The sequence below is a fragment of the Anderseniella sp. Alg231-50 genome, from assembly GCF_900149695.1.
Taxonomy (GTDB): domain Bacteria; phylum Pseudomonadota; class Alphaproteobacteria; order Rhizobiales; family Aestuariivirgaceae; genus Anderseniella.
This window is the reverse complement of sequence record NZ_LT703003.1, coordinates 1,700,887-1,719,297: the sequence shown is the minus strand read 5'-3', so window position 1 is coordinate 1,719,297 and position 18,411 is coordinate 1,700,887. Positions and strand designations below refer to the sequence as shown.

The following is an 18,411-nucleotide window of genomic DNA, read 5'->3' as shown; positions in this document are numbered from 1 at the left end:
TCTCCCTCAGGCGCGTGCAATGGCGCGCTCGATCGCGCGACGCAAAATCACGCCTGCCACATGTTTCTTGAATTCAACTGGGCCCCTGCCGTCTTCGGCTGGATCGATATCAGCGAGTGCTGCATCAACAGCAGCGGAAACTGCAGCTGCATCCAGTGAGGAACCGGTCAGTGCGCCCGACGCAGCGGTGCTGTAAATCGGCGTATCGGACAGGTTGGTCATGGCAATCGACGCCTGGCTGCAAATCTCGCCGTCCTTGGCAATCAGCACCGCCGAGGCGGCTGTGGCGTAATCGCCGATTTTCCGTTTCTGTTTTTCATATGCATACCCGGCCGGGTGCGGCTTGAAGGAAACGGATGTCAGTATTTCGTCGTCTGCGCGCGCGGTGAAATAGGCCGCTTCGTAAAACTCCCGCGCGGCGATGTCGCGTGAGCCATCGGGACCTTGCACGGAAAACACCGCGTCGAGACACTGCATCAGGCCCGGCATGTCGTTGCCCGGGTCGCCATTGGCCACATTGCCGCCAACCGTTCCGACATAGCGCACCTGCGGGTCGGCAATCTGCAGGGCCGCTTCGCGAATGATGGGCGCAGCCTTGAACAGCGCCTCGTCGGCAATCAGTTCGTGCTGTGTCACCATGGCGCCAATGCGGATGCTGTCACTGCCGACCTCCATGCCCTGCAATGCATCTATGTCCTGCAGGTCCACCAGATGGGGAATGTCAGCCATGCGCAGCTTCATCATCGGGATCAGGCTGTGGCCACCCGCCATCACGCGCGCATCATCGCCGTGCGTCGTCAGCAGCTTGATCGCTTCCGGCAGGTCCGACGGGCGATAGTATTCAAAAGTACCTGGTATCATTTCTGTTTCCTCCTGCGGCCGGTCGTTTTCTGCGACCGTGCCAACTCGAAGGCACAGACTCTCAATAATGGTTTTGCCGGGGCGAGGCTCCATTCACGACTAAATCGTCAATTTGCACGAAGTGCGAAATATCAGCACGAAATGCGAATATTGGGCGAAATCTACAGGTCCAGCAAATCGCGCAAGGCGCCGACCTTGGACCGGCTGACCGGTACGCTGTCGATCGCCTCATCCCGCAGGATACACACACCGGTATCCTTGCGGCGCTCAAAAGCTGTTATCCTTGCGGTATTGACCAGGTAACTGCGGTGGGTCTGAAAGAACATCGGCGCGGGAAGATTTGCCACAGACTTGGTGATTGACCAGGGGCAGAACAGCTTTTTACCCCGGGCATAAAGCAGGGTGTAATGTCCTTCCGCCCTCACCGCAGCTATTTCATCGCATTTCACAAAATAGATTTTGTTCTCACGTTCAAACGGCACCTGCAGGTTCGCCTGTGCAGACGCGGTGTTCGTACCGGGGGGAAATGCGGAAACTGCTCCCCCCGGCCCCGCTATGGCATCTGCCTCCGAGCGGATGGCTGATGCTGCGGCGGCTTCAAACGGCATATCGGCGAAAGCAACTCCGGGCGGTGTTTGAGTGCCGCCTGGCCCGGCTGCCTGCAGGGCGAATGTCGAAGCCGACAGCAGGAAAGCCCCGCAAATTACAAAAGCGGCAAGTGTCACGATCATCGCCAGCTGGCTGTTGTGTATCGACGGCTCTATTGCAACCCCTGCAGGCAGCCGGGCAAACCCGGTCCAGTACATGGCGATAAAATGGGTGATCACCACCGACAGGCCAAACACGATTGTTCCGGTCAATACCGAGCCTTGTGTCCTGCGTGCATAGGAAATCCAGATGGCTGCAATGCCCATGATCGCGGCTGCCAGGCCTGACAGCATCTTGCCGGCAGTTGCAAATTGCGGGATGCAGCCGCGTATGCCCAGCATACCGACATAGTGCATGGAAAGGATACCTGCGCCCACCAGCAGGCCTGCAACAATGATGTTCTGCAAGGTGCGCTTGCCGAAATGCATCAGCAGCAGAGCCATGCCGACCAGCAAGATCGCGAACATTGCCGAGGCAAGCGTCAGCAGCGGATCATACCCAATATCAACGGGCAGCTCCAACGCCAGCATTGCCACGAAATGCGTCGACCAGATGCCACCTCCAAGCGCCAGGGCGGCCATGCTGACAAAGACTTTCCGTTTGACATGGGAAAGCGCAGACAGACCGCTGGTCAAGGTTAGGCCGGTGAACGCGGCAATCATGGAAATACACAATGCTGCCGCAACAAGTGTAACATCGTAGGTAAATGTCAGCATGCGCGCATCACCCTAGCGCTCAACCTTGCAGCCATCAACAAGCGACTTCAGACCGGTACAGCTACCATTTTACAGTGGGGGATCGAGATTCCTGATCTGACCATAACACCCCGGCCGGTCAGCACTTCGCTCAATCGTCCACAAGAGACCCGATATAGTCAGGAACCTCACGGGCATCCACCGTTGCCTCGCGTACCAGCCAGTCAAAATGATCTGTCAGCGAGCGCACCCGCTGACTTTCGCGGAAGGCCAGGTAGCATTGGCCAACATAGATAACAGCCAGGTTCGGCCCGAAGACGGTGACAGGCGCACTGAACACCTTATGGGCATCGAACAGGAACAGGCGCAGCCTGGGAAACATGTCGCGGCACAGCTTTGCGATAAAGCTCAGTTGTTCAAGCCGGACATTCTGTTCAACGCCTGCGTAATAAGCCGTTCCCGCCGCGCAGGCTTCCAGTTCGTGGACAGGCAGGGCAATTTCGTAATCCGACACGCCCGACTGCAGCCATTCCAGTTGGCTGCGCATCGCATTGATCGCCAGAACCAGGCGTTGATCGCGAAACGAAGAATATTCCCAGTCCAGCATTCTTTCTGTTTTCAGAATGTCCGGCAGGGTTGCGGGGACATGGCGCACCTTGTAACCGGCCGCCTCCCGGTACCATTGCATGAGCTGGGCATCAGCCGAGAGCCGTTCAGCCGGACTGAGAGACATCGCCGCTGCAACAATGTCACCAGGCCGTTCCGGACGGCCCGTGAGGCCCAACAGCCAATCTGTGCTGACACCCAGTGCCGAGGCTGCATCGGCTGCGAGTTGAGCATTGGGCAGGCGCGGCAGGTCATCTTTCAGAAGCTGGCCGATCGTCGACCGGTCAACGCCGGTTTTCCTGGCCAGTGCACTGCGGGACACATTGTTGCGGGCCATCGCATCCAGGAGGCGATTCCTGAAAACCTCTGATCGGTCACGTTTGTCCATAAAAGCCTGCTCTGCAGATAATAATCATCAAAATGGAGATTATGCAGCGAAAGAGCGTAATGTCCAGATGGTGTTTTCTGCGCTAGCAACACCACTGGCACGCTTGGGCAACACGGAGAACTGCAATGGACACCACAACCAGACTTATCGTCAAATCAGCCACCTGGCAGATCGCAGGGTTTGTCATGATGATGCTCATCGGTTTTCTGTTCACAAGCTCGATTGTGGCCAGCGGCGGCATAGCAATCGCCGGCTCAATAACCGGGTTTTTGAGCTATTTTCTGCATGAGATGGTCTGGTCGAAAATCAGCTGGGGGCGCAAGGACAACCTAGGAGCAGAATCCCTGCCCCGAAGCACTTGAATGGCAGGCAGCGGATACCCCGGAAAAAATCTACTCAAGTAGGGGCGAGAATAAATTTCAACCTGGAGACCCGCTGCCTGCCTTGCTGCTGACACTGTAGGAGACGGTGCCTAGCAAAGCCGGGTTATTCGGCAACACATCACTTTTCACTTGGGTAGTGTTTTTTGGTTTGAAACCAGGCTGTAAAACGGATCGTCGAAAAACAGTCCCTTGTCCATCACCACACCGGCCCAGTTCTTGTCGATCCGCTGGATTCGACCGGTAATATCATCACCGACCACTCTTTTGATCGTTACCCTCTCATTGATCCCGATACCGCTGAGACCGGTTATACCAAGGCCCTCTGCGGAGAAGTTCTTGATTGTGCCGGATTGTGTTCGCTGCTCTGAAACGACACTGACCTCGACCCGGCATGGATACCTCTTCGACCCTCTGCGCTCCGCCCAATTCGGAACGGACAGCCGGCCGGAACGATCCAGGCACGGGTGTTTGCCGGACAGCACGTTGCTGAGCAGTCCGGCAGGCAGTGATAGATCGTAAATCTTCTGCTCACATTTTGACTGGACATGATCACAAAGGTCCGAAGCCTCCAGCATGCCGCTTGCAATGTGTTTCCAGGCATCGGCGAAGACGTCGCTTGAGATCCTCTTGTCTGCAGGATCGCCCGCTAGTTTTGTTGCCATACGCATGCCAAACTGCATTCTGGCCGGCAACAGCATTATGTCTCCGAGATCATAGTCTTCATCAACGTTCTTGAGCAGTGAAGCCAGGGGTTTGCGCAAATCACCGACCTCGGTGGGCAGGTACAACTGCAAATCTGCATATGAGTCCCGCGACGTCATTGTTTCGTCGACGGCAATCGCCAGATCAGTAGTCGCGGCAGTCAGATAAGCGATCCCCGCTACGTTGCCGATAGCATTTGACACTTCATGCGTGCGTTTGGGCGTGCCGGGTGAACCCAGGTCCGCTGCGGCTGTCCCGGACGTAGCATAGCTGAAGTCGAAGGGCGGATCTTCAGATAAATCTTGTTCGTTAAATAGTTGCTGCGCCGTCAATAAACCGTCTCCGGATTTTGAAATATTCATCGCAATACGTCTCCCGTGTACAGGTATACTGTATTAATGCGATGGAATTTAAATTATCTAAAAAAACCTATTTCATGTTGTTTTTTCCCGCACGGTATATAAAGGCATAAAGGCATATTTCTATATCAAGATAGTTATCTCACCTTACGTTATACGCACCTATCGCGTTTGATTTGTATCAAGGTCAAAAATTTTCATTGGGTAAATATTCTGCGAGATTATCTATTTGCAGACGAAACAGTAGTAATGTGATAGTTTCCGTCTACGTCAAGTTGAGTCGTGATTCAGCTTTCCTGCAGGCGGTAACAGTGCCGCTGCTGAGTTATCGGAATTTTGTGCGCACGACGAGAAATGCAGTCCAGGTGAACGGATGCATCTTGCAATTTGCTTGGAGGTAAATTGGTCTTTGACCGGGGGAGGCGAAGTGGAGCAGATCAATCGCAAAGTGCGCGAACCAATCTATATGGTGAGTGCATTCGGCTATCCGCACGCAAGTGTGGATGGCAGGGCGATTTCTGTACCCGAGAAACTGCCCATAGCTCTCGCCGTCCTGGCAAGCCAGCCGGATCGCATGTTGAGCCAACGGCATCTGGTATCCATGCTTTGGGGCAATGCTGACAGGGCCAAAGCCAATGCCAGTTTCCGGCAATTCCTGGTCAAGGTCAGAAAGCTGGAGAAGCAATATGGCGGCGGTTTGCTGGTCAAATCCGGCAAGCTCGTTTCCTACGACTGCGCAACCGTACAGGTTGATCTCGAAAAGGTGCTTGCAAATGATATTGTCGAAGATGCCAGAAACGGCAACTATTCGCGTCTTGCAGCCTTTGTCGGTACGCTTGGCTCGCCGCTGCTCCAGGGTGCCGGTATTGATACCCATGAATTCGAAGATTGGTACTACGAGCTCACAAACAAGCTTCTGAACGCCAAGACTGCGGCACTTTCCGCACTGATGGACCACGAAACCGAGCCCAGCCAGGTTGAGAATATTGCCAATGCGCTTCTGCAACTGGATCCCAGCAACGAAGCCGCCTACAGGGCCTTGATGAAACTCTGGTGCGAGTTGGGAAACCACACCAAGGCTCTGAAGGTCTACAATGACTGTTGTCAGGTTTTGTTGACCGACTATGGCATTAAACCAAGCCTGTCGACCGAACAGCTTGCCACCACCATGGGTATCAAGGACCCCGCCTCCAGCCCGGTATTGGCACCCTTCACAGCTGCGGGCAACGCGCGCGGCGGCGAACCCGGAAACCAGCCGGGGCAGGTTGAACAGACACAGCGAATAGGCGCACCTCGAATGATCCTGTTGCCACCGCGTATGGTCATAGGCGCAGATCCATCGGTGCAACTGATAGAAGCGCTGCTTGATGATATTACTGCGGGCCTGACCCGGTATCGCAGTATTGCCGTACTTGCTGCCCATAGCGGGCGCATGGCCAGCCAGGACAGCAATCGCGACTTCGATGCAATCGGCAAGCGTTTTGGTGTCGACTATATTCTCTCCACTATCGTGACCGCCGACGATGCCGGGCCAACTGCGACCTTCCTTTTGCTTGATGCGCACACAAGCGAAAGCTTGATGGCTCTGGATAAACGGTTGTCGGAGGATCAACTGCCGAAGCTGTTTTCGCGACTGAGTTTCGAGATTGTCCGCCAGTTGGTATCGACGATTGAGCGTCGTGAAATTGCAACTCCCAAGACAACCGACAACAGCAGTGCATACCGCTATTTTCTCAATGGCCGCCGTTTGATGTGGCACTCCGATCTGCCGGAGATCAGAAAGGCGCGCAACAGTTTTCGCCGTTCGATGAACGAAGCTGAAAACTTTGCACCAGCCTATTCCGGACTGTCTCGAACCTTGAGCATGGAAAGACTGGTGCGCGGCATGTCGTCCAGCGATCTGCTCATCGAATCACTCGAATTTGCCAACAAATCGATCCGGCTGGACCCGATGGACGGGCGTGGACTGCGTGAACTTGGCTTTACCAATCTGTATCTGCGACGCCATGATCAAAGCCTTGAAAACTTTGCTGCCGCGGCAGACCTGACCCCAAATGATGCGGATATGCTTGCCGACTATGCCGATGCTCTTTCACATGCCGGACAAGGTGCGGAAGCACTTGCAATCTGTTTGCAGGCAAAGGCTTCCAACCCGGACCCGCCAGCTTATTACGACTGGATACACGCCAGCATCCTCTACCAGCTTTCTGCCTACCGGGCAGCTATCACGATACTGAAGCCGCACCGGAAAAACCCCGGCATCGCCCGTTTGCTCGCCGCATCGTATGCCATGTCAGGAGACCTGGACACCGCAAGCCAATACGGCACAACCGTCCGTGAAAACTATCCGAGCTTCGAACTCAGCCGGCTAAGTGAACTCGTTCCAGACAAAAATGCAAATGATACCAGGCACTTGATCGAAGGCCTGCGCATGGCCGGTTTGTCTTAACAAGTAACCCGGCCCACCAGATCCCACATAAATCACACTTGAGTCACACCCGACCGCATACGATTCGGCTGTTAACCAAACCAATCAAAGGCGGATACCCTGATGAACACATCATTCTCAAACGATGCATCTTCCGGCAACACTGTTCGGGCTGGCAACGGTCAGTTGTTTCCGGTTTCTGTATGTGCAGACGCGGCAGCAGACGGCGATCTTATCGACAATGGCGTAATGTCGAATATCGTCTTCACCATGCGCTCAGAGCCGGGCCGTGTGTCTTGTGATGGCAACTAGGCTGCGGGATTTTCAGATTGACTGAATTATCAACAGCACCAGTGACGGTCTTTCCATACAAGTCAGGAGCAGACCAATGATGGTCCCGAAGCAGGAAATGCGGACATCGTATCCGGCGAACGACCGCATATGCGGATCGCGTCGCACATTGTCCAGGATCCGTCCTCATTTCCCCGCTTTGGGAATCACCAGGCTCGGCGAGTTGACCGGATTGGACAATCTGGGCCTGCCCATAGCCTTTGCCACCCGGCCAAACTCGCTTAGCCTGTCCGTAAGTTTGGGCAAGGGTGCCGATCTCGACTCCGCGATGGTGTCAGCGGCAATGGAAGCGGCAGAAACCGCGATCGCGGAGATGCCACCGAAAGAACTGGTCAGGCTGTCAATATCCGAAGTGGGCACCAAAGGGTGCCGGGCGGTGGATGTCCACCGTATTGCCCGTTGTCACCCTCATCGCCTGAATCTGGAAGACAAGATATCCTGGATTGAAGCGCTCGATCTGATATCGGGCGACCGGTTTCTGATCCCGTGGAGTCTGGTAGGCCTGGATCACCGGCTCAGCCCGCCGGAATTCAACAACGCATTTTACGTTACCTCGGACGGGCTTGCATCCGGCAACAACCGCGGCGAGGCGATATTTCACGGCATCTGCGAACTCGTTGAACGTGACGCTCTGGCATCCTGGCAATTTGCAGGCACTGACGAAATCAGACGGTCACAGGTGACGGTTACGGGCGATGAAGACCCGCGTCTGCCGGTTATCCTGGAAGCCATAGCGGCTTCAAACACATCTTTGCAGGTCTACGAAATGCCCACCGACACCGGAATTCCCTGCATCATGGCAATGCTGGACGCGACACGCCAGCAAGGCGCGGTCGCCGGATCGGCGATGTGCGGAGGGTGCGGCTGTCATCCGTCATACGGGCATGCCATTGTGAAAGCCATAACTGAAGCTGCCCAGGCCCGGCTCGCTCTTGTTGCCGGCGCGCGCGACGATTTCTGCGCAAGACACTATGAGCCGGAAGATACGGTAAGACTGCCGGCTGCAGGCCACGGCAAGCGGCCATTCCGAAAAAGAGAGACAGCCGCGGTGTCGGGTCAGTTCGGCGATGGTCCGCACGACATGGACACAAACGTGTCTGATGTGGCGGGAACACTGGCCAAAGTAGGTGTTGACCAGCTTTTCGCTGTCGAATTACCCGCGCAACAATTCGGTATCAGCGCCGTACGTGTCATCGCCACTGAACTGCAGGTACCTCTTCAGGGCGAACGGGTGCAAGTCACACCTAGAGGGTTGCGGAACCTGAAGGCGGCAGCAGCATGAAAGTCCTGTTTACCGGCCCAACCCTTGCCAGCCAGTTGCCGACCATAGAACAGCGCGGTTCAGCAATTGACATCCGCGGACCGGCCGCGTGGGGTGACGTGGCACAGGCCGTTCATGACGGTGCGACCAGGATTGGCATCGTCGATGGATACTTCGAGCAAACCAGATCTGTGTGGCACAAGGAGATCATTTTTGCCCTGTCGCACGGCGTCAAGATTGCCGGAGCGGCAAGCCTGGGCGCGTTGCGCGCGGCAGAGTGCGCCCCGTTCGGCATGATCGCGATCGGCACCATTGCGAATGACTACATCTCGGGCGCACTGGTCGATGATTCCGATGTGGCGCTTGTGCATGCCCCTGCCGAAGTCAATTATCTGGCATTGTCCGAGCCCCGGGTAAATGTGATTGCCACACTCAACGCAATGGCGAAGGAAAATCTGCTTTCCACAACTGAGTGGAAAAACGCCAAGGCTGTTGCCGACAGGATGTTCTACGCCGAACTCAGTCTGCGCGCAGTATTTTCAAACATGCAGATCATGAATGCAAACCGCATCGAACGGCTGATTGAATTGGCCAAGGTCAAGTACGTAGACCAGAAGCAGGTAGATGCCCTGGAACTGGTTGACTGGCTTCAGTCTGACATAGACGTACCTGCAGCAACTGGAAAGCCCTGGGCATTCAACCAGACAACACAATGGCTCGAAATGCGCGAGGCGATGGATTCACACGATGGATAAAACTGGTTGGCTTAATGGTTTCCCGGATTGGCATCTTGCCACTCACGGGCCCTGTTTCGCCGGCACATGGGGGAGTAAGCGATGACCGTTACGATGGCCACTACCAAGATTGCGAACTTGCTGAATGAACTTTCGCAAGTCAACGGAGTGAGCAGCAAGTCTTTGATGACAATCGGAGAGGTGTCGAAGAATTTGGACATGACGCCCCGGACCATTCGGTTCTACGAGCAATCGGGCATCGTGACCCCGCACAGGAGCGGACGGTTTCGATTGTTCAGTTACAAGGACATCTGTTCCCTGCGATTGTCAAAGCAACTTCGGTCGCTGGGCATGGAAGTCAAGGACATCGCCAGCCTTGTACAGACCGCTTCAGCCGGCGGCCTCGACATTGACTACAACGATCTTCTTCTGAAAACGCTGAGCTCCCGGCTGGAATCTCTTGGATCGGAACTGCGTGCCGCCGAAGACCGCTTTTCCAGTTGCCAGCAGGCATTGAATGAACTGACCGGCAAGATCTCTGCAGACAAGCGTGCCCGGAAGTGAGAACGGGTCACTGGGAAGAACATGCCGGCTTGTGAGTGGAACCATGGACTTGGCAAGCAGCTACAGTCGCTGGCGCGGCCCACTGGCCAATTCAGGCAAGCGCCACCCCCAATCTAACGATACTCCTTGATATCGCCGTACCGGCCGTTGGTGCGCAGGGTTATGGTCACATCTTCACCGGTCCGGTTGCGCCACCACCAGCCGTGTTCACCATCGAACAATGCCTGGAACTGACCCTGTTTATCCGCTACCGCGCGACCCTTTTCATATACCACTGACTCGCCTTCAGCCTCACCATGGTGATTGAAGTTGACCACGGCACCATTGGCTGTCCAGTCGAATTCGACGACATCACCCTTGTGCATCTCAAGCTTTACTTCCAGGCCTTCGCCCGGCGCCAGTTTTACCGATGTCTCACCGGATTGCGGATCATACTGGTCCTTGCCGTCATGTGCATGGGCAGGTGTCACGAACAGGCTTGCGAGCAACTGACCGAAACTGACAGTGCTCGACTGCTGGCCGCTTGTCGGTACATTCAGCTGCACCGGCTTCCTGGAATCACGCTGCCTGTCCGCCTCGGCCTCTTCGGCAAGTTGCGACTTGATCTCACCCATCTGCTTCAGGCCCAGCATCTTGCCGGCACCGGTCGGATCGATGTTGTACTCGGACGGCAGGACCACCGTCACCAGCAATGTCGCCGCCACTCCGGCAGCAACAAGCGTGGACTTCAGCAGTTGAGCGGACGTCGGCAATTCTGGTTTTGGTGGAACCGGTGAATTGTACATGGTGTACCTCCAATAGGTTTAGGTGACGGCATATCCTGTCAGCTGGTATCCAACGAGCATGAAACCGGCTGTCATGATCACAACGTTTGCCGTGTACGCGTGTTTGGTGAATGTGGTGGTGCGCCGCCAGTAACCCATGATTATGAGCATGACCGCCAGCGCCGAGATTTGTCCCAGTTCAACCCCGACATTGAAGGCCAGCAGGTTTGGCAGCAGGCCATAGGGCGCAATGTCATAGTCGAGTATCTTGGTGGCAAGCCCGAAGCCATGGAACAGGCCGAATATCAAGGTGGCCAGCTTCGTGTCGGGCTGGAAGCCAAACCAGCGCTGAAACGCCCCAAGGTTGTCCAGCGCCTTGTAGACCACCGACAGTCCGATTATTGCGTCGATCAGATGAGCATTGATCTGCCAGCCGAAATACACACCGGAGATCATCGTGATCGAATGGCCAAGCGCGAACAGGCTGACATAGACCGCCACGTGCTTGAGGCGATAGAGAAAGAAAATCACGCCGAACAGGAACAACAGGTGATCATATCCGGTGACCATGTGCTTGGCGCCCAGGTACAGGAAAGGCACCAGGTGCGGGCCGACGATTTCCTGAATATAGCCCTTGTCGCCTTCGGTCACGTTGTGGGCCAGCACATCTGCTGCAAACAAAGGCAGAACCAGCAGTGACAGCAGCAATGCCAGCGACCACCGGGCCTTAACCGGCAGAAAACCTGTTTCGAACTGAGACATATGACCCGGCATTTCGACTCCAATCGCCCATTTGCACCAAAACCAAGCAAGCGGAATGCCAATCAATTCCCGGGTATCAGGGGCCTTCAGCTTTCCCCCACGCTGGCGGGCGACGGGCAGCCTTGGCGCAGATTTGCCGGGTCGGCTGCGCCATCATGTCAAATCGCTATTCAGCACACTGCATGATAGCTGGAAACAGGGATAAGGAAATCATGCAACCGCGCGGGCTCAGGAACCACAACACGTTCAACACATTGACACGCTTGCTGTGTGTCATCGCCCTGCTCGTCGTCGGTTTTGCACACAGAGTTCCGGCAGCGTCGCCGCAACCGGACATTGATCTTTCAGCCTATGCCCTGCCCGACGGCACCCTGCCGGTCATCTGTCATACTCCTGCCGGCACGGACGACGGCAGCGGTAACGCCATTTTCTTCAGTGACTGCGAATTCTGCCGGCTTGCCAGCGCGGCAATCCTGCCGTCCCCTCTCGATATCCGGGCACAGGCATGCGCGCCTGCGGACGTGCCGCTGCACGTGGTTCACGATCTGGCCGTGTTCCCGACCCACTACGCGGGAACACCTACACGCGGGCCACCAACCGCCTAGGCTGAAACTCCGTCTGGCGAAGCACCGGCAACAACCGGATATTTTATGCCTCGACGCTGAGATCAGCCGCGCAATTCATCTTTCCCGACTTGAAATCAAACAATTGACCGCTGCAGCAGGATCATCCGTGCGGCTATGGAGACAATAATGCACGTAAAATTTCTATCCCTGGCACTGTTTGCCAACCTCATCGCTGCGACAAGCGCCCACGCGCACGCAACATTCGAAACCCCGCAAGCCAAGGTTGACAGCTATTACAAGGCTGTTCTGAAAGTGCCCCACGGGTGCGACGGGCAGCCGACGCTTAACCTCCGCGTCACGGTTCCAGAAGGCCTGATCGCCGTCAAACCAATGCCAAAGGCCGGTTGGACACTGGAAACCAGCACGGGCAACTACGCGCAAAACTACTCGTTGCACGGCAAGAAAGTCATGTCGGGTGTAAAACAAATCACCTGGACCGGCAGCCTTGAGTCCGACCACTATGACGAGTTTGTGTTTCAGGCCCGCGTAACAAACGCCCTCATGCCCGGTAAACCGGTCCATGTGCCGGTCGTGCAAAAGTGTGCCGATGGCAGTGTTGCCTGGACCGAGATTCCGGCTGCCGGCCAGGACCCCCATGACCTCAAACGGCCGGCGCCCGGCATCATGATCCTGGCGGCATCATCAGATCACGAAACCGGCCATGCGTCGATGAAACAGCCGTCCTATAACATTGGCGACCTGGTTATCACCAATGTAAGGGCTGGCGCGACCGTGCCGAAGGCACCCGTTGCAGGCGGCTACATGTTGATAAAAAACAATGGCAGCGAAGCTGATTTCCTGGTCGGCGGCAAGGCCGCCTTTTCCGGCGATGTCCAGATCCACGAAATGAAAATGCAGGGCGACGTGATGAAAATGCGCGAGCTTGCTGATGGCCTGGAAATTCCCGCAGGCGGTGAAGTCATGCTGAAGCCCGGAGGTTACCACGTCATGTTCATGAAGTTGACTGAACCGCTGAGCGAGGGTGAAAGCCGGAAGGCGACCCTGACTTTCAAAAAGGCCGGAAGTGTTGAAGTTGAATTCGATATCAAAAACCGCAAGCACCTGAAATCTCACGGCATGGACCACTCCAAACACGGGAACAGCAACTAATGACTGCTTTACGCAGGAGACTGGGAATCTGGGCAGCAGCTGCTGCCCTCATTCTCTGTGCTGGTGTCGTCTGGCTTGTTACTACAAACGCGCCGCAGCAATTCGCTCAAAGGGTTGTTCAGTCCAAGGGCATCGGCCAGCCCTTCAACCTTACTGATCACAACGGGAACCCCATAACCGAGAAGGCCTTGGCGGGGTCTCCCTCCGCGGTGTTTTTCGGGTTTACCCATTGCCCGGAAGTATGTCCGACCACGCTTTATGAAATGGCGTCATGGCTGAATACGCTTGGGCCGGACGGAAAGTCCATCAAGGCATTCTTCATAACGGTGGATCCGGAACGCGACACGCCGGAAATCATGAAGAGCTACGTGTCCAATTTCACCGATCGCATTGTCGGCATCACCGGCAAGCCGGCCGATATCGCCGAACTGGCGAAATCCTGGCACGTCTACTGGAAGAAGATACCGCTTGAAAGTGGTGATTATACCATGGACCACACCGCTTCGGTGTTTCTGATCGATGCGAAAGGCAATTTCAAAAGCACCATCGCTTTTCGTGAGAATACCGATACGGCGGTTGCAAAATTGCGAAAACTGGCATCGCCCTAAGTCTTGGCTTGGGAACCAGCCCTGAGGCGGATAATGCAGCAGGCATTCAAAGCCGAACCTCAACCACGACACTCAAAATCCCGGCTTTGTGCCGGGGTTTGCTTTCCCCGCTGTTCCGAAATGCAATGCAGATCTGGCCACGCCATGACGGCAGCATAGTCGAGGACGCCGGATTCCCGGCTATTGCCGCACCACTTGCAACCAATCTATCTGGAATACTCATTGTGCGAATCAGTTTAGATTTTCCCCGGAACGCTCATTCGCCCGGAATTCAATCAGGCTTTGGCAACCGCCCGATTAAGAAGTTCTGGATGAATAGCTGTTACCTGTTTGGATGTTTGTGAGTTCAGCGCTAGCTTATCAGCCGGACGGAAAAGGGAATCACGCTCATCTTACCTCAATCGAACGACACGCTCTGGCAGTTTGCCTATGACAACGCTGTGCTGGTGCGTGATGCACTGGCTCGTGCCCTGCAACTCTATGAAAACGATCAGCAAACTGCAGCCGCCAGCATTCAGACAGCTTTGAGTGCCCTTGCAAGGCTGCGCGCGCGCGCACCTGAGTCTTCAGCGCTTCTGGCAACTGTGCTGTTTTTTGGCATCGAGCTGGAAGTCAGGCTGACTGGCGCAATCGCTACCGAAGGCAGCGACTTTGAACAGGCAGTTGGTGGTGAGATCGCACGAACCGAAGAACTGATTGCTGCAATCAAGAAGCATCTGGACCAGGAATAGAGTCGGGACCTGGAATCTATCCGGGAAACATCTTGCGGACAGTGACGACAATCACACCCAGAACAACAGCAAAACCGCCAAACTGAACAGCGGTGCTCTGGCTCTCGAAATCAGTAAAGACCTGCAGCAGGAAATAGGCGATGCCGAAAAAAATCCCTGCCATGATGAGTTGAACAAAGGTCACAGTTTCCTCCGCTCTTTGCCATGCTCCCACCAGGTTGTTTGATGAAGCAAGAATACCCGCTATGGTAGAATATGCAACAGGGTACTGATCCCTGCTTTGCCAACCAGACGGCAAGCGGGGGGTACCGTCTCACTCGCGTCCGCGTCTAACCCACTCATCGGCCACGTCACCCATTGTCTTGTGTGTGCCGTCCTTGATCCACAGCATGAAGGGCCGGTCAAACCTGAAGTCGGGGCCGCACTGGATTTTCAGGAACCGGCGGACGTTCTGCGTGTTTCTGTAACTCGCCGTGACCGGTGTGGACCGGGTGATAGTGTCGGTGTGCCAGTTAAACTCGTTCATGCCGGACGCCTCCTGTTCAAAGGTTCCCCGCCCCGCTGGCCAGGCTCAGGGTCAATTGCTCTTATCCAACCTGTCTGCTTCATCTGCTGCGGGCAGAAATATCTCGACTTTCAATCCGTGCGGCTCGAGATTCCCGATATCCATGCGACCGTTGTAGATTTCCAGAATGTCCTGGGTGATGGCCAGGCCCAGACCTGATCCAGGCGTTTCCTCATCCATCCGGCTGCCGCGTTGCAGTATCGACAGGGATTGCTGCTGCGGCACACCGGGCCCATTATCTTCGATGACAATTGCCACTTCGCTGTTGCCGTGAGCGCGAGCACTGACGGTGACTTTGTCGTCAGCCCATTTGCGGGCATTGTCCAGAATATTGCCCGCAACCTCTTCAAGATCCATCGCATCGATGTCGGCCCGCAAACCGGCGGCGATGTCTTCCTGCCAGGAAATTTCCTGGCCGCGCGGCAGTTGGCGGAACGCCCGGATGAGCTTGCTGACTGCCGGTTTCAGTTCCGTACCCTGGCCCACAAGCCGCTGCTGTCCGCGCGCCCGCGCCCTGGCCAGCTGCCGTTCGATCTGCCGGTTCATCACGCCGATCTGCAGATTTATCTCGCGCGCAATGCGGTCATGCCCGGCCGCTTCGATAGCCCGCCCCTCTGCCGCCAGTATAGCCAGCGGCGTTTTCAGGCCGTGAGCCAGGTCCGATGCGCTGGCCCGCGCACGATCGACCATTTCGGTTCTCTCGCCCAGCAGGCCGTTCAGTTCTGCCACGAGCGGCTCCACCTCACTGGGAAACTGCCCGTCCAGTACATCCTGCCGGTTTGTCGAAATAGCGCTGACCCGCTGCCTGAGAGTACTCAGCGGCCGCAATCCTATCAGGGTCTGGACAGCCATGGCGGCAAACAGAAACAGCGCAAGCAGGGCAACCAGAACCGACACGTCAGATGCAAACGACGCCCTTGCCGTATTGAGTTCGTTCTGGTCCATGGCCACGATCAGCCGGACCTGCAGGTCCTTTGCGCCAGCCTTCATGACTACCGTTCGTCCCACCAGCAACAAGGTCCCGGCGTTGGACTTGACATCGCGGTGCCTGGAAATTTCACCGGTTCTGCCCTGAACCGCCGGTGCCGCGATTGTCTGGTCCCACAATGACCGGGATGAATACACCTCACCGCTTGCGGTTTTCACCTGCCAGTACAGGCCGCCGAACGGGCGCTCAAACCGCGGATTGTCCAGGGTGTCGGTAACCGCGACCTCACCCTTGTCCGATGCTTCAATCCGCGTGGTCAGCTGATTGAGATGGGCTTCCAGTTCCCTGTACAGACGCTCTGATACGTGTTGCTCGAAAATTTGCGACAGCACGCTCCAGTACAGCACCAGCGCGCCGACAATGCAGATCGCCGCTGCCGCAAACAGTCGGAATTTCAACGAACGCCAGATCATTCCGCCTCATCGCCTATTATGTAACCATAGCCGCGGCGGTTGCCGATGACGGTGGCGCCGATCTTGCGCCGCAGCCGGCCGATCAACACCTCAAGGTTGTTGTTTCCCCGTTCCTGTCCGATGCCGTAGACGTGTTCGGTGAGCTCATGCGGGGCGACGACTCGACCGGCATTGTAGATCAGATAGGTCAATGCCCGATACTCCAGCGGCGTCAAACTCACCCGGGCACCGTCCACCGATACCCGCATCAGCCGGGCATCAAGCGTCAGCGGGCCGATACTGATGGACGACGTGGCCTTGCCGGCCGTCCGGCGTACAATGGCATGCAGGCGGGCAACCAGCTCTTCCATCTGGAACGGCTTGGTAAGGTAGTCATCAGCACCCGCGTCTATCCCGGTTACCCGCTCACGCCAGCCGGACCGCGCCGTCAGGATGAGCACAGGAATGGTCACGTCAGCCTCGCGCCAGCGCTGCAGCACACTGATGCCGTCGATTTTTGGCAAGCCGAGATCAAGCACGATGGCGGCATAGTCCTCGGTGCTGCCGAGGAACCAGGCATCTTCGCCGTCCTCGGCAACCTCCGGTACGAAGCCGGCGCCTGACAGAACCCGGCACACATCGCGCGACAGTTTCGGTTCGTCCTCAACAACCAGAATACGCAGAGTCTGTACCTCCCCTTGTTACCTGCCACATGGCTAGTCCCGGTGCCTCAAGCCATAATGATCGAATGCCTCGTCCAGGGTGAATATCCTCTCGTTCCTGGCATCCATGACATATCGGGTGACGCGTCCGTCCGGCAGAAGAACGATAAAAATATAGACCCGGTTCAGACCGCGCTCGCGATACCTGACATCGAGCACCTCGCCCTTCACCTGCCGCTTGAACTTGCGCATCAGGTCGAACAGCGGTCTGACTTCACCGCTTTCAGTCGCATCACGCAACTGCCGGCGCTCACGCCTGCGCAACCTGCGCAACCTGCGCCGCCGGCGTTCGCGGCGTCGCCGGCGACGGCGACGCTGCCACGGTGGCAGTCCCTGTGCTGCGGCGGGATCACTATCAAGGGCGCAACACAATATCGCCGCGCAGGCCGTCAGGAAGGCCCGGCGCGACAATTCCTGCTGATTGTCCGGCGCATTGGGAGTCTCGTTCATTTGATGTGAGCTACCATTTTAAAACTGACAAAACACTGACATCGCCTGTCAGCTGGCTCTCAGCGGCTTTTGCATATGGTTCGGGCATCGGAGCAAGACTATCCGCTCTGCCGATGAAAAAGCCAGATGGAGAAGAAAATGTACAAGTCACTTCTGATCGTTGCCGCTTCGGTCCTGACCATTTCGTTCAGTGCCGGCACAGCTTCCGCCCAGTCGACGCCGGGTGCGGACTGGCGCCAGCACAACCAGTCGGAGCGGATTTTTAATGGCGTGCAGAACGGCTCACTTACCTTTCGCGAGACCGGACAACTGGTTCGTGGCCAGGCCCGCATTCACAATCAGGAACGCCGCTTCAAGAGTGACGGTGTCGTCACCCGCCGGGAACGGGTGCGCATGCACCGGACCCTGAACCGCCAGAGCCGCCGCATCTACCGTCGCAAGCACAACTGAACGTTGCGTCCAGACAGTGTTGTGATGCTGACCAATGCCCCTTCAGATGCGTCACAGCCTGCATGCCGATCGCCGGTTCCGTCTTTGACCTCCGCCAAGCCCGCTTACCAGGCAGGTTCAATGACTGCCCAGCGCTCAGCATGAAAGCCCCGGAGAAATCCGGGGCTTTTTCGTTCTGCTGACATCAACAACTCATTGCCACGGCAAGCCCGGCCTCAACTTCGCCCTGTTGCAGCGATACGCAAATTTCGCGTAACGGGAGT

The 18,411-nt window shown here is 56.3% G+C and carries 22 protein-coding genes; 11 read left to right on the top strand and 11 right to left on the bottom strand.

Annotated elements, in window-relative coordinates:
* Positions 1-6 precede the first annotated feature (6 nt).
* From DHN55_RS08090 to DHN55_RS08080, 3 genes are all read right to left on the bottom strand, one after another.
* The gene (locus DHN55_RS08090; protein WP_108881782.1) at positions 7-861 is read right to left on the bottom strand and encodes an FAD binding domain-containing protein; all 855 of its coding nucleotides are present in this window, start codon (positions 859-861) and stop codon (positions 7-9) included.
* 161 nt (positions 862-1,022) lie between these two features.
* Positions 1,023-2,225 carry an MHYT domain-containing protein gene (locus DHN55_RS08085; RefSeq protein WP_108880792.1) on the bottom strand — a complete coding sequence of 401 codons (1,203 nt, stop codon included), beginning with the start codon at positions 2,223-2,225 and terminating at the stop codon, positions 1,023-1,025.
* Positions 2,226-2,355: 130 nt separating this feature from the next.
* Positions 2,356-3,198, bottom strand: coding sequence for a helix-turn-helix domain-containing protein (locus DHN55_RS08080; RefSeq protein WP_108880791.1), 843 nt, complete (start codon positions 3,196-3,198; stop codon positions 2,356-2,358).
* A gap of 125 nt (positions 3,199-3,323) precedes the next feature.
* Here DHN55_RS08080 and DHN55_RS08075 point away from each other — a divergent pair, with 125 nt between their 5' ends.
* Positions 3,324-3,560: a DUF2061 domain-containing protein gene (locus DHN55_RS08075; protein ID WP_108880790.1), complete on the top strand. Its 237-nt coding sequence runs from the start codon at positions 3,324-3,326 to the stop codon at positions 3,558-3,560.
* A gap of 146 nt (positions 3,561-3,706) precedes the next feature.
* On the opposite strand, the gene DHN55_RS08070 is transcribed toward DHN55_RS08075, so the two are convergent.
* Positions 3,707-4,645, bottom strand: a complete 939-nt coding sequence (locus tag DHN55_RS08070) for a PilZ domain-containing protein (protein ID WP_337660050.1) — start codon at positions 4,643-4,645, stop codon at positions 3,707-3,709.
* Between the two features lie 424 nt (positions 4,646-5,069).
* On the opposite strand from DHN55_RS08070, the gene DHN55_RS08065 reads away from it, so the two are divergent.
* From DHN55_RS08065 to DHN55_RS08045, 5 genes are all read left to right on the top strand, one after another.
* On the top strand, positions 5,070-7,091 hold the full coding sequence (locus DHN55_RS08065) for a BTAD domain-containing putative transcriptional regulator (protein WP_337660049.1): 2,022 nt from the start codon (positions 5,070-5,072) through the stop codon (positions 7,089-7,091).
* Between the two features lie 102 nt (positions 7,092-7,193).
* Positions 7,194-7,382: a hypothetical protein gene (locus DHN55_RS08060; RefSeq protein WP_108880787.1), complete on the top strand. Its 189-nt coding sequence runs from the start codon at positions 7,194-7,196 to the stop codon at positions 7,380-7,382.
* Between the two features lie 76 nt (positions 7,383-7,458).
* A complete protein-coding gene (locus DHN55_RS08055) occupies positions 7,459-8,703 on the top strand; it encodes a YcaO-like family protein (protein WP_108880786.1) in 1,245 nt (414 codons plus the stop codon).
* Complete coding sequence (locus tag DHN55_RS08050) at positions 8,700-9,437, top strand: TfuA-like protein (RefSeq protein WP_108880785.1); 738 nt, start codon at positions 8,700-8,702, stop codon at positions 9,435-9,437. Before DHN55_RS08055 ends, DHN55_RS08050 begins: the two co-directional genes overlap by 4 nt.
* Before the next feature lie 81 nt (positions 9,438-9,518).
* Entirely contained in the window at positions 9,519-9,980 is a 462-nt protein-coding gene (locus DHN55_RS08045) for a MerR family transcriptional regulator (protein WP_108880784.1), read from the top strand.
* A 113-nt stretch (positions 9,981-10,093) separates the two neighbouring features.
* Here the strand turns inward: DHN55_RS08045 and DHN55_RS08040 are convergent, their stop codons facing one another.
* A complete protein-coding gene (locus DHN55_RS08040) occupies positions 10,094-10,765 on the bottom strand; it encodes a transmembrane anchor protein (RefSeq protein WP_108880783.1) in 672 nt (223 codons plus the stop codon).
* Positions 10,766-10,783: 18 nt separating this feature from the next.
* Positions 10,784-11,506, bottom strand: a complete 723-nt coding sequence (locus DHN55_RS08035) for a HupE/UreJ family protein (RefSeq protein WP_108881781.1) — start codon at positions 11,504-11,506, stop codon at positions 10,784-10,786.
* 212 nt (positions 11,507-11,718) lie between these two features.
* Here DHN55_RS08035 and DHN55_RS08030 point away from each other — a divergent pair, with 212 nt between their 5' ends.
* The 4 genes from DHN55_RS08030 to DHN55_RS08015 all read left to right on the top strand — a co-directional run bounded on the left by DHN55_RS08030 (position 11,719) and on the right by DHN55_RS08015 (position 14,581).
* Complete coding sequence (locus tag DHN55_RS08030; protein WP_337660048.1) at positions 11,719-12,111, top strand: hypothetical protein; 393 nt, start codon at positions 11,719-11,721, stop codon at positions 12,109-12,111.
* 147 nt (positions 12,112-12,258) lie between these two features.
* Complete coding sequence (locus DHN55_RS08025; RefSeq protein ID WP_108881780.1) at positions 12,259-13,242, top strand: DUF1775 domain-containing protein; 984 nt, start codon at positions 12,259-12,261, stop codon at positions 13,240-13,242.
* A complete protein-coding gene (locus tag DHN55_RS08020) occupies positions 13,242-13,850 on the top strand; it encodes an SCO family protein (protein ID WP_108880781.1) in 609 nt (202 codons plus the stop codon). The genes DHN55_RS08025 and DHN55_RS08020 overlap by 1 nt, the downstream gene beginning before the upstream one ends.
* 440 nt (positions 13,851-14,290) lie before the next feature.
* Complete coding sequence (locus DHN55_RS08015) at positions 14,291-14,581, top strand: hypothetical protein (RefSeq protein WP_108880780.1); 291 nt, start codon at positions 14,291-14,293, stop codon at positions 14,579-14,581.
* A 16-nt stretch (positions 14,582-14,597) separates the two neighbouring features.
* Here the strand turns inward: DHN55_RS08015 and DHN55_RS22270 are convergent, their stop codons facing one another.
* From DHN55_RS22270 to DHN55_RS07995, 5 genes are all read right to left on the bottom strand, one after another.
* Entirely contained in the window at positions 14,598-14,765 is a 168-nt protein-coding gene (locus DHN55_RS22270; RefSeq protein WP_337660047.1) for a hypothetical protein, read from the bottom strand.
* 129 nt (positions 14,766-14,894) lie between these two features.
* Entirely contained in the window at positions 14,895-15,107 is a 213-nt protein-coding gene (locus tag DHN55_RS08010; protein ID WP_108880779.1) for a DUF6434 domain-containing protein, read from the bottom strand.
* A 51-nt stretch (positions 15,108-15,158) separates the two neighbouring features.
* Positions 15,159-16,547 carry an ATP-binding protein gene (locus DHN55_RS08005; protein WP_108880778.1) on the bottom strand — a complete coding sequence of 463 codons (1,389 nt, stop codon included), beginning with the start codon at positions 16,545-16,547 and terminating at the stop codon, positions 15,159-15,161.
* Positions 16,544-17,209, bottom strand: coding sequence for a response regulator (locus DHN55_RS08000; protein WP_108880777.1), 666 nt, complete (start codon positions 17,207-17,209; stop codon positions 16,544-16,546). Before DHN55_RS08000 ends, DHN55_RS08005 begins: the two co-directional genes overlap by 4 nt.
* 33 nt (positions 17,210-17,242) lie before the next feature.
* Positions 17,243-17,698 (bottom strand): hypothetical protein, encoded by a 456-nt coding sequence (locus tag DHN55_RS07995; protein ID WP_108880776.1) that lies wholly within the window; start codon positions 17,696-17,698, stop codon positions 17,243-17,245.
* A 138-nt stretch (positions 17,699-17,836) separates the two neighbouring features.
* On the opposite strand from DHN55_RS07995, the gene DHN55_RS07990 reads away from it, so the two are divergent.
* Positions 17,837-18,148 carry a hypothetical protein gene (locus DHN55_RS07990; protein WP_108881779.1) on the top strand — a complete coding sequence of 104 codons (312 nt, stop codon included), beginning with the start codon at positions 17,837-17,839 and terminating at the stop codon, positions 18,146-18,148.
* The last annotated feature ends 263 nt before the right edge of the window (positions 18,149-18,411 follow it).

What these genes read in the sequence shown, in the direction of transcription:
- DHN55_RS08090 (WP_108881782.1), bottom strand. Translation starts at nt 861, where the DNA reads ATGATACCAGGTACTTTTGAATACTATCGCCCGTCGGACCTGCCGGAA.
- DHN55_RS08085 (WP_108880792.1), bottom strand. Translation starts at nt 2,225, where the DNA reads ATGCTGACATTTACCTACGATGTTACACTTGTTGCGGCAGCATTGTGT.
- DHN55_RS08080 (WP_108880791.1), bottom strand. Translation starts at nt 3,198, where the DNA reads ATGGACAAACGTGACCGATCAGAGGTTTTCAGGAATCGCCTCCTGGAT.
- DHN55_RS08075 (WP_108880790.1), top strand. Translation starts at nt 3,324, where the DNA reads ATGGACACCACAACCAGACTTATCGTCAAATCAGCCACCTGGCAGATC.
- DHN55_RS08070 (WP_337660050.1), bottom strand. Translation starts at nt 4,645, where the DNA reads ATGAATATTTCAAAATCCGGAGACGGTTTATTGACGGCGCAGCAACTA.
- DHN55_RS08060 (WP_108880787.1), top strand. Translation starts at nt 7,194, where the DNA reads ATGAACACATCATTCTCAAACGATGCATCTTCCGGCAACACTGTTCGG.
- DHN55_RS08055 (WP_108880786.1), top strand. Translation starts at nt 7,459, where the DNA reads ATGATGGTCCCGAAGCAGGAAATGCGGACATCGTATCCGGCGAACGAC.
- DHN55_RS08050 (WP_108880785.1), top strand. Translation starts at nt 8,700, where the DNA reads ATGAAAGTCCTGTTTACCGGCCCAACCCTTGCCAGCCAGTTGCCGACC.
- DHN55_RS08045 (WP_108880784.1), top strand. Translation starts at nt 9,519, where the DNA reads ATGACCGTTACGATGGCCACTACCAAGATTGCGAACTTGCTGAATGAA.
- DHN55_RS08040 (WP_108880783.1), bottom strand. Translation starts at nt 10,765, where the DNA reads ATGTACAATTCACCGGTTCCACCAAAACCAGAATTGCCGACGTCCGCT.
- DHN55_RS08035 (WP_108881781.1), bottom strand. Translation starts at nt 11,506, where the DNA reads ATGTCTCAGTTCGAAACAGGTTTTCTGCCGGTTAAGGCCCGGTGGTCG.
- DHN55_RS08030 (WP_337660048.1), top strand. Translation starts at nt 11,719, where the DNA reads ATGCAACCGCGCGGGCTCAGGAACCACAACACGTTCAACACATTGACA.
- DHN55_RS08025 (WP_108881780.1), top strand. Translation starts at nt 12,259, where the DNA reads ATGCACGTAAAATTTCTATCCCTGGCACTGTTTGCCAACCTCATCGCT.
- DHN55_RS08020 (WP_108880781.1), top strand. Translation starts at nt 13,242, where the DNA reads ATGACTGCTTTACGCAGGAGACTGGGAATCTGGGCAGCAGCTGCTGCC.
- DHN55_RS08010 (WP_108880779.1), bottom strand. Translation starts at nt 15,107, where the DNA reads ATGAACGAGTTTAACTGGCACACCGACACTATCACCCGGTCCACACCG.
- DHN55_RS08005 (WP_108880778.1), bottom strand. Translation starts at nt 16,547, where the DNA reads ATGATCTGGCGTTCGTTGAAATTCCGACTGTTTGCGGCAGCGGCGATC.
- DHN55_RS07995 (WP_108880776.1), bottom strand. Translation starts at nt 17,698, where the DNA reads ATGAACGAGACTCCCAATGCGCCGGACAATCAGCAGGAATTGTCGCGC.
- DHN55_RS07990 (WP_108881779.1), top strand. Translation starts at nt 17,837, where the DNA reads ATGTACAAGTCACTTCTGATCGTTGCCGCTTCGGTCCTGACCATTTCG.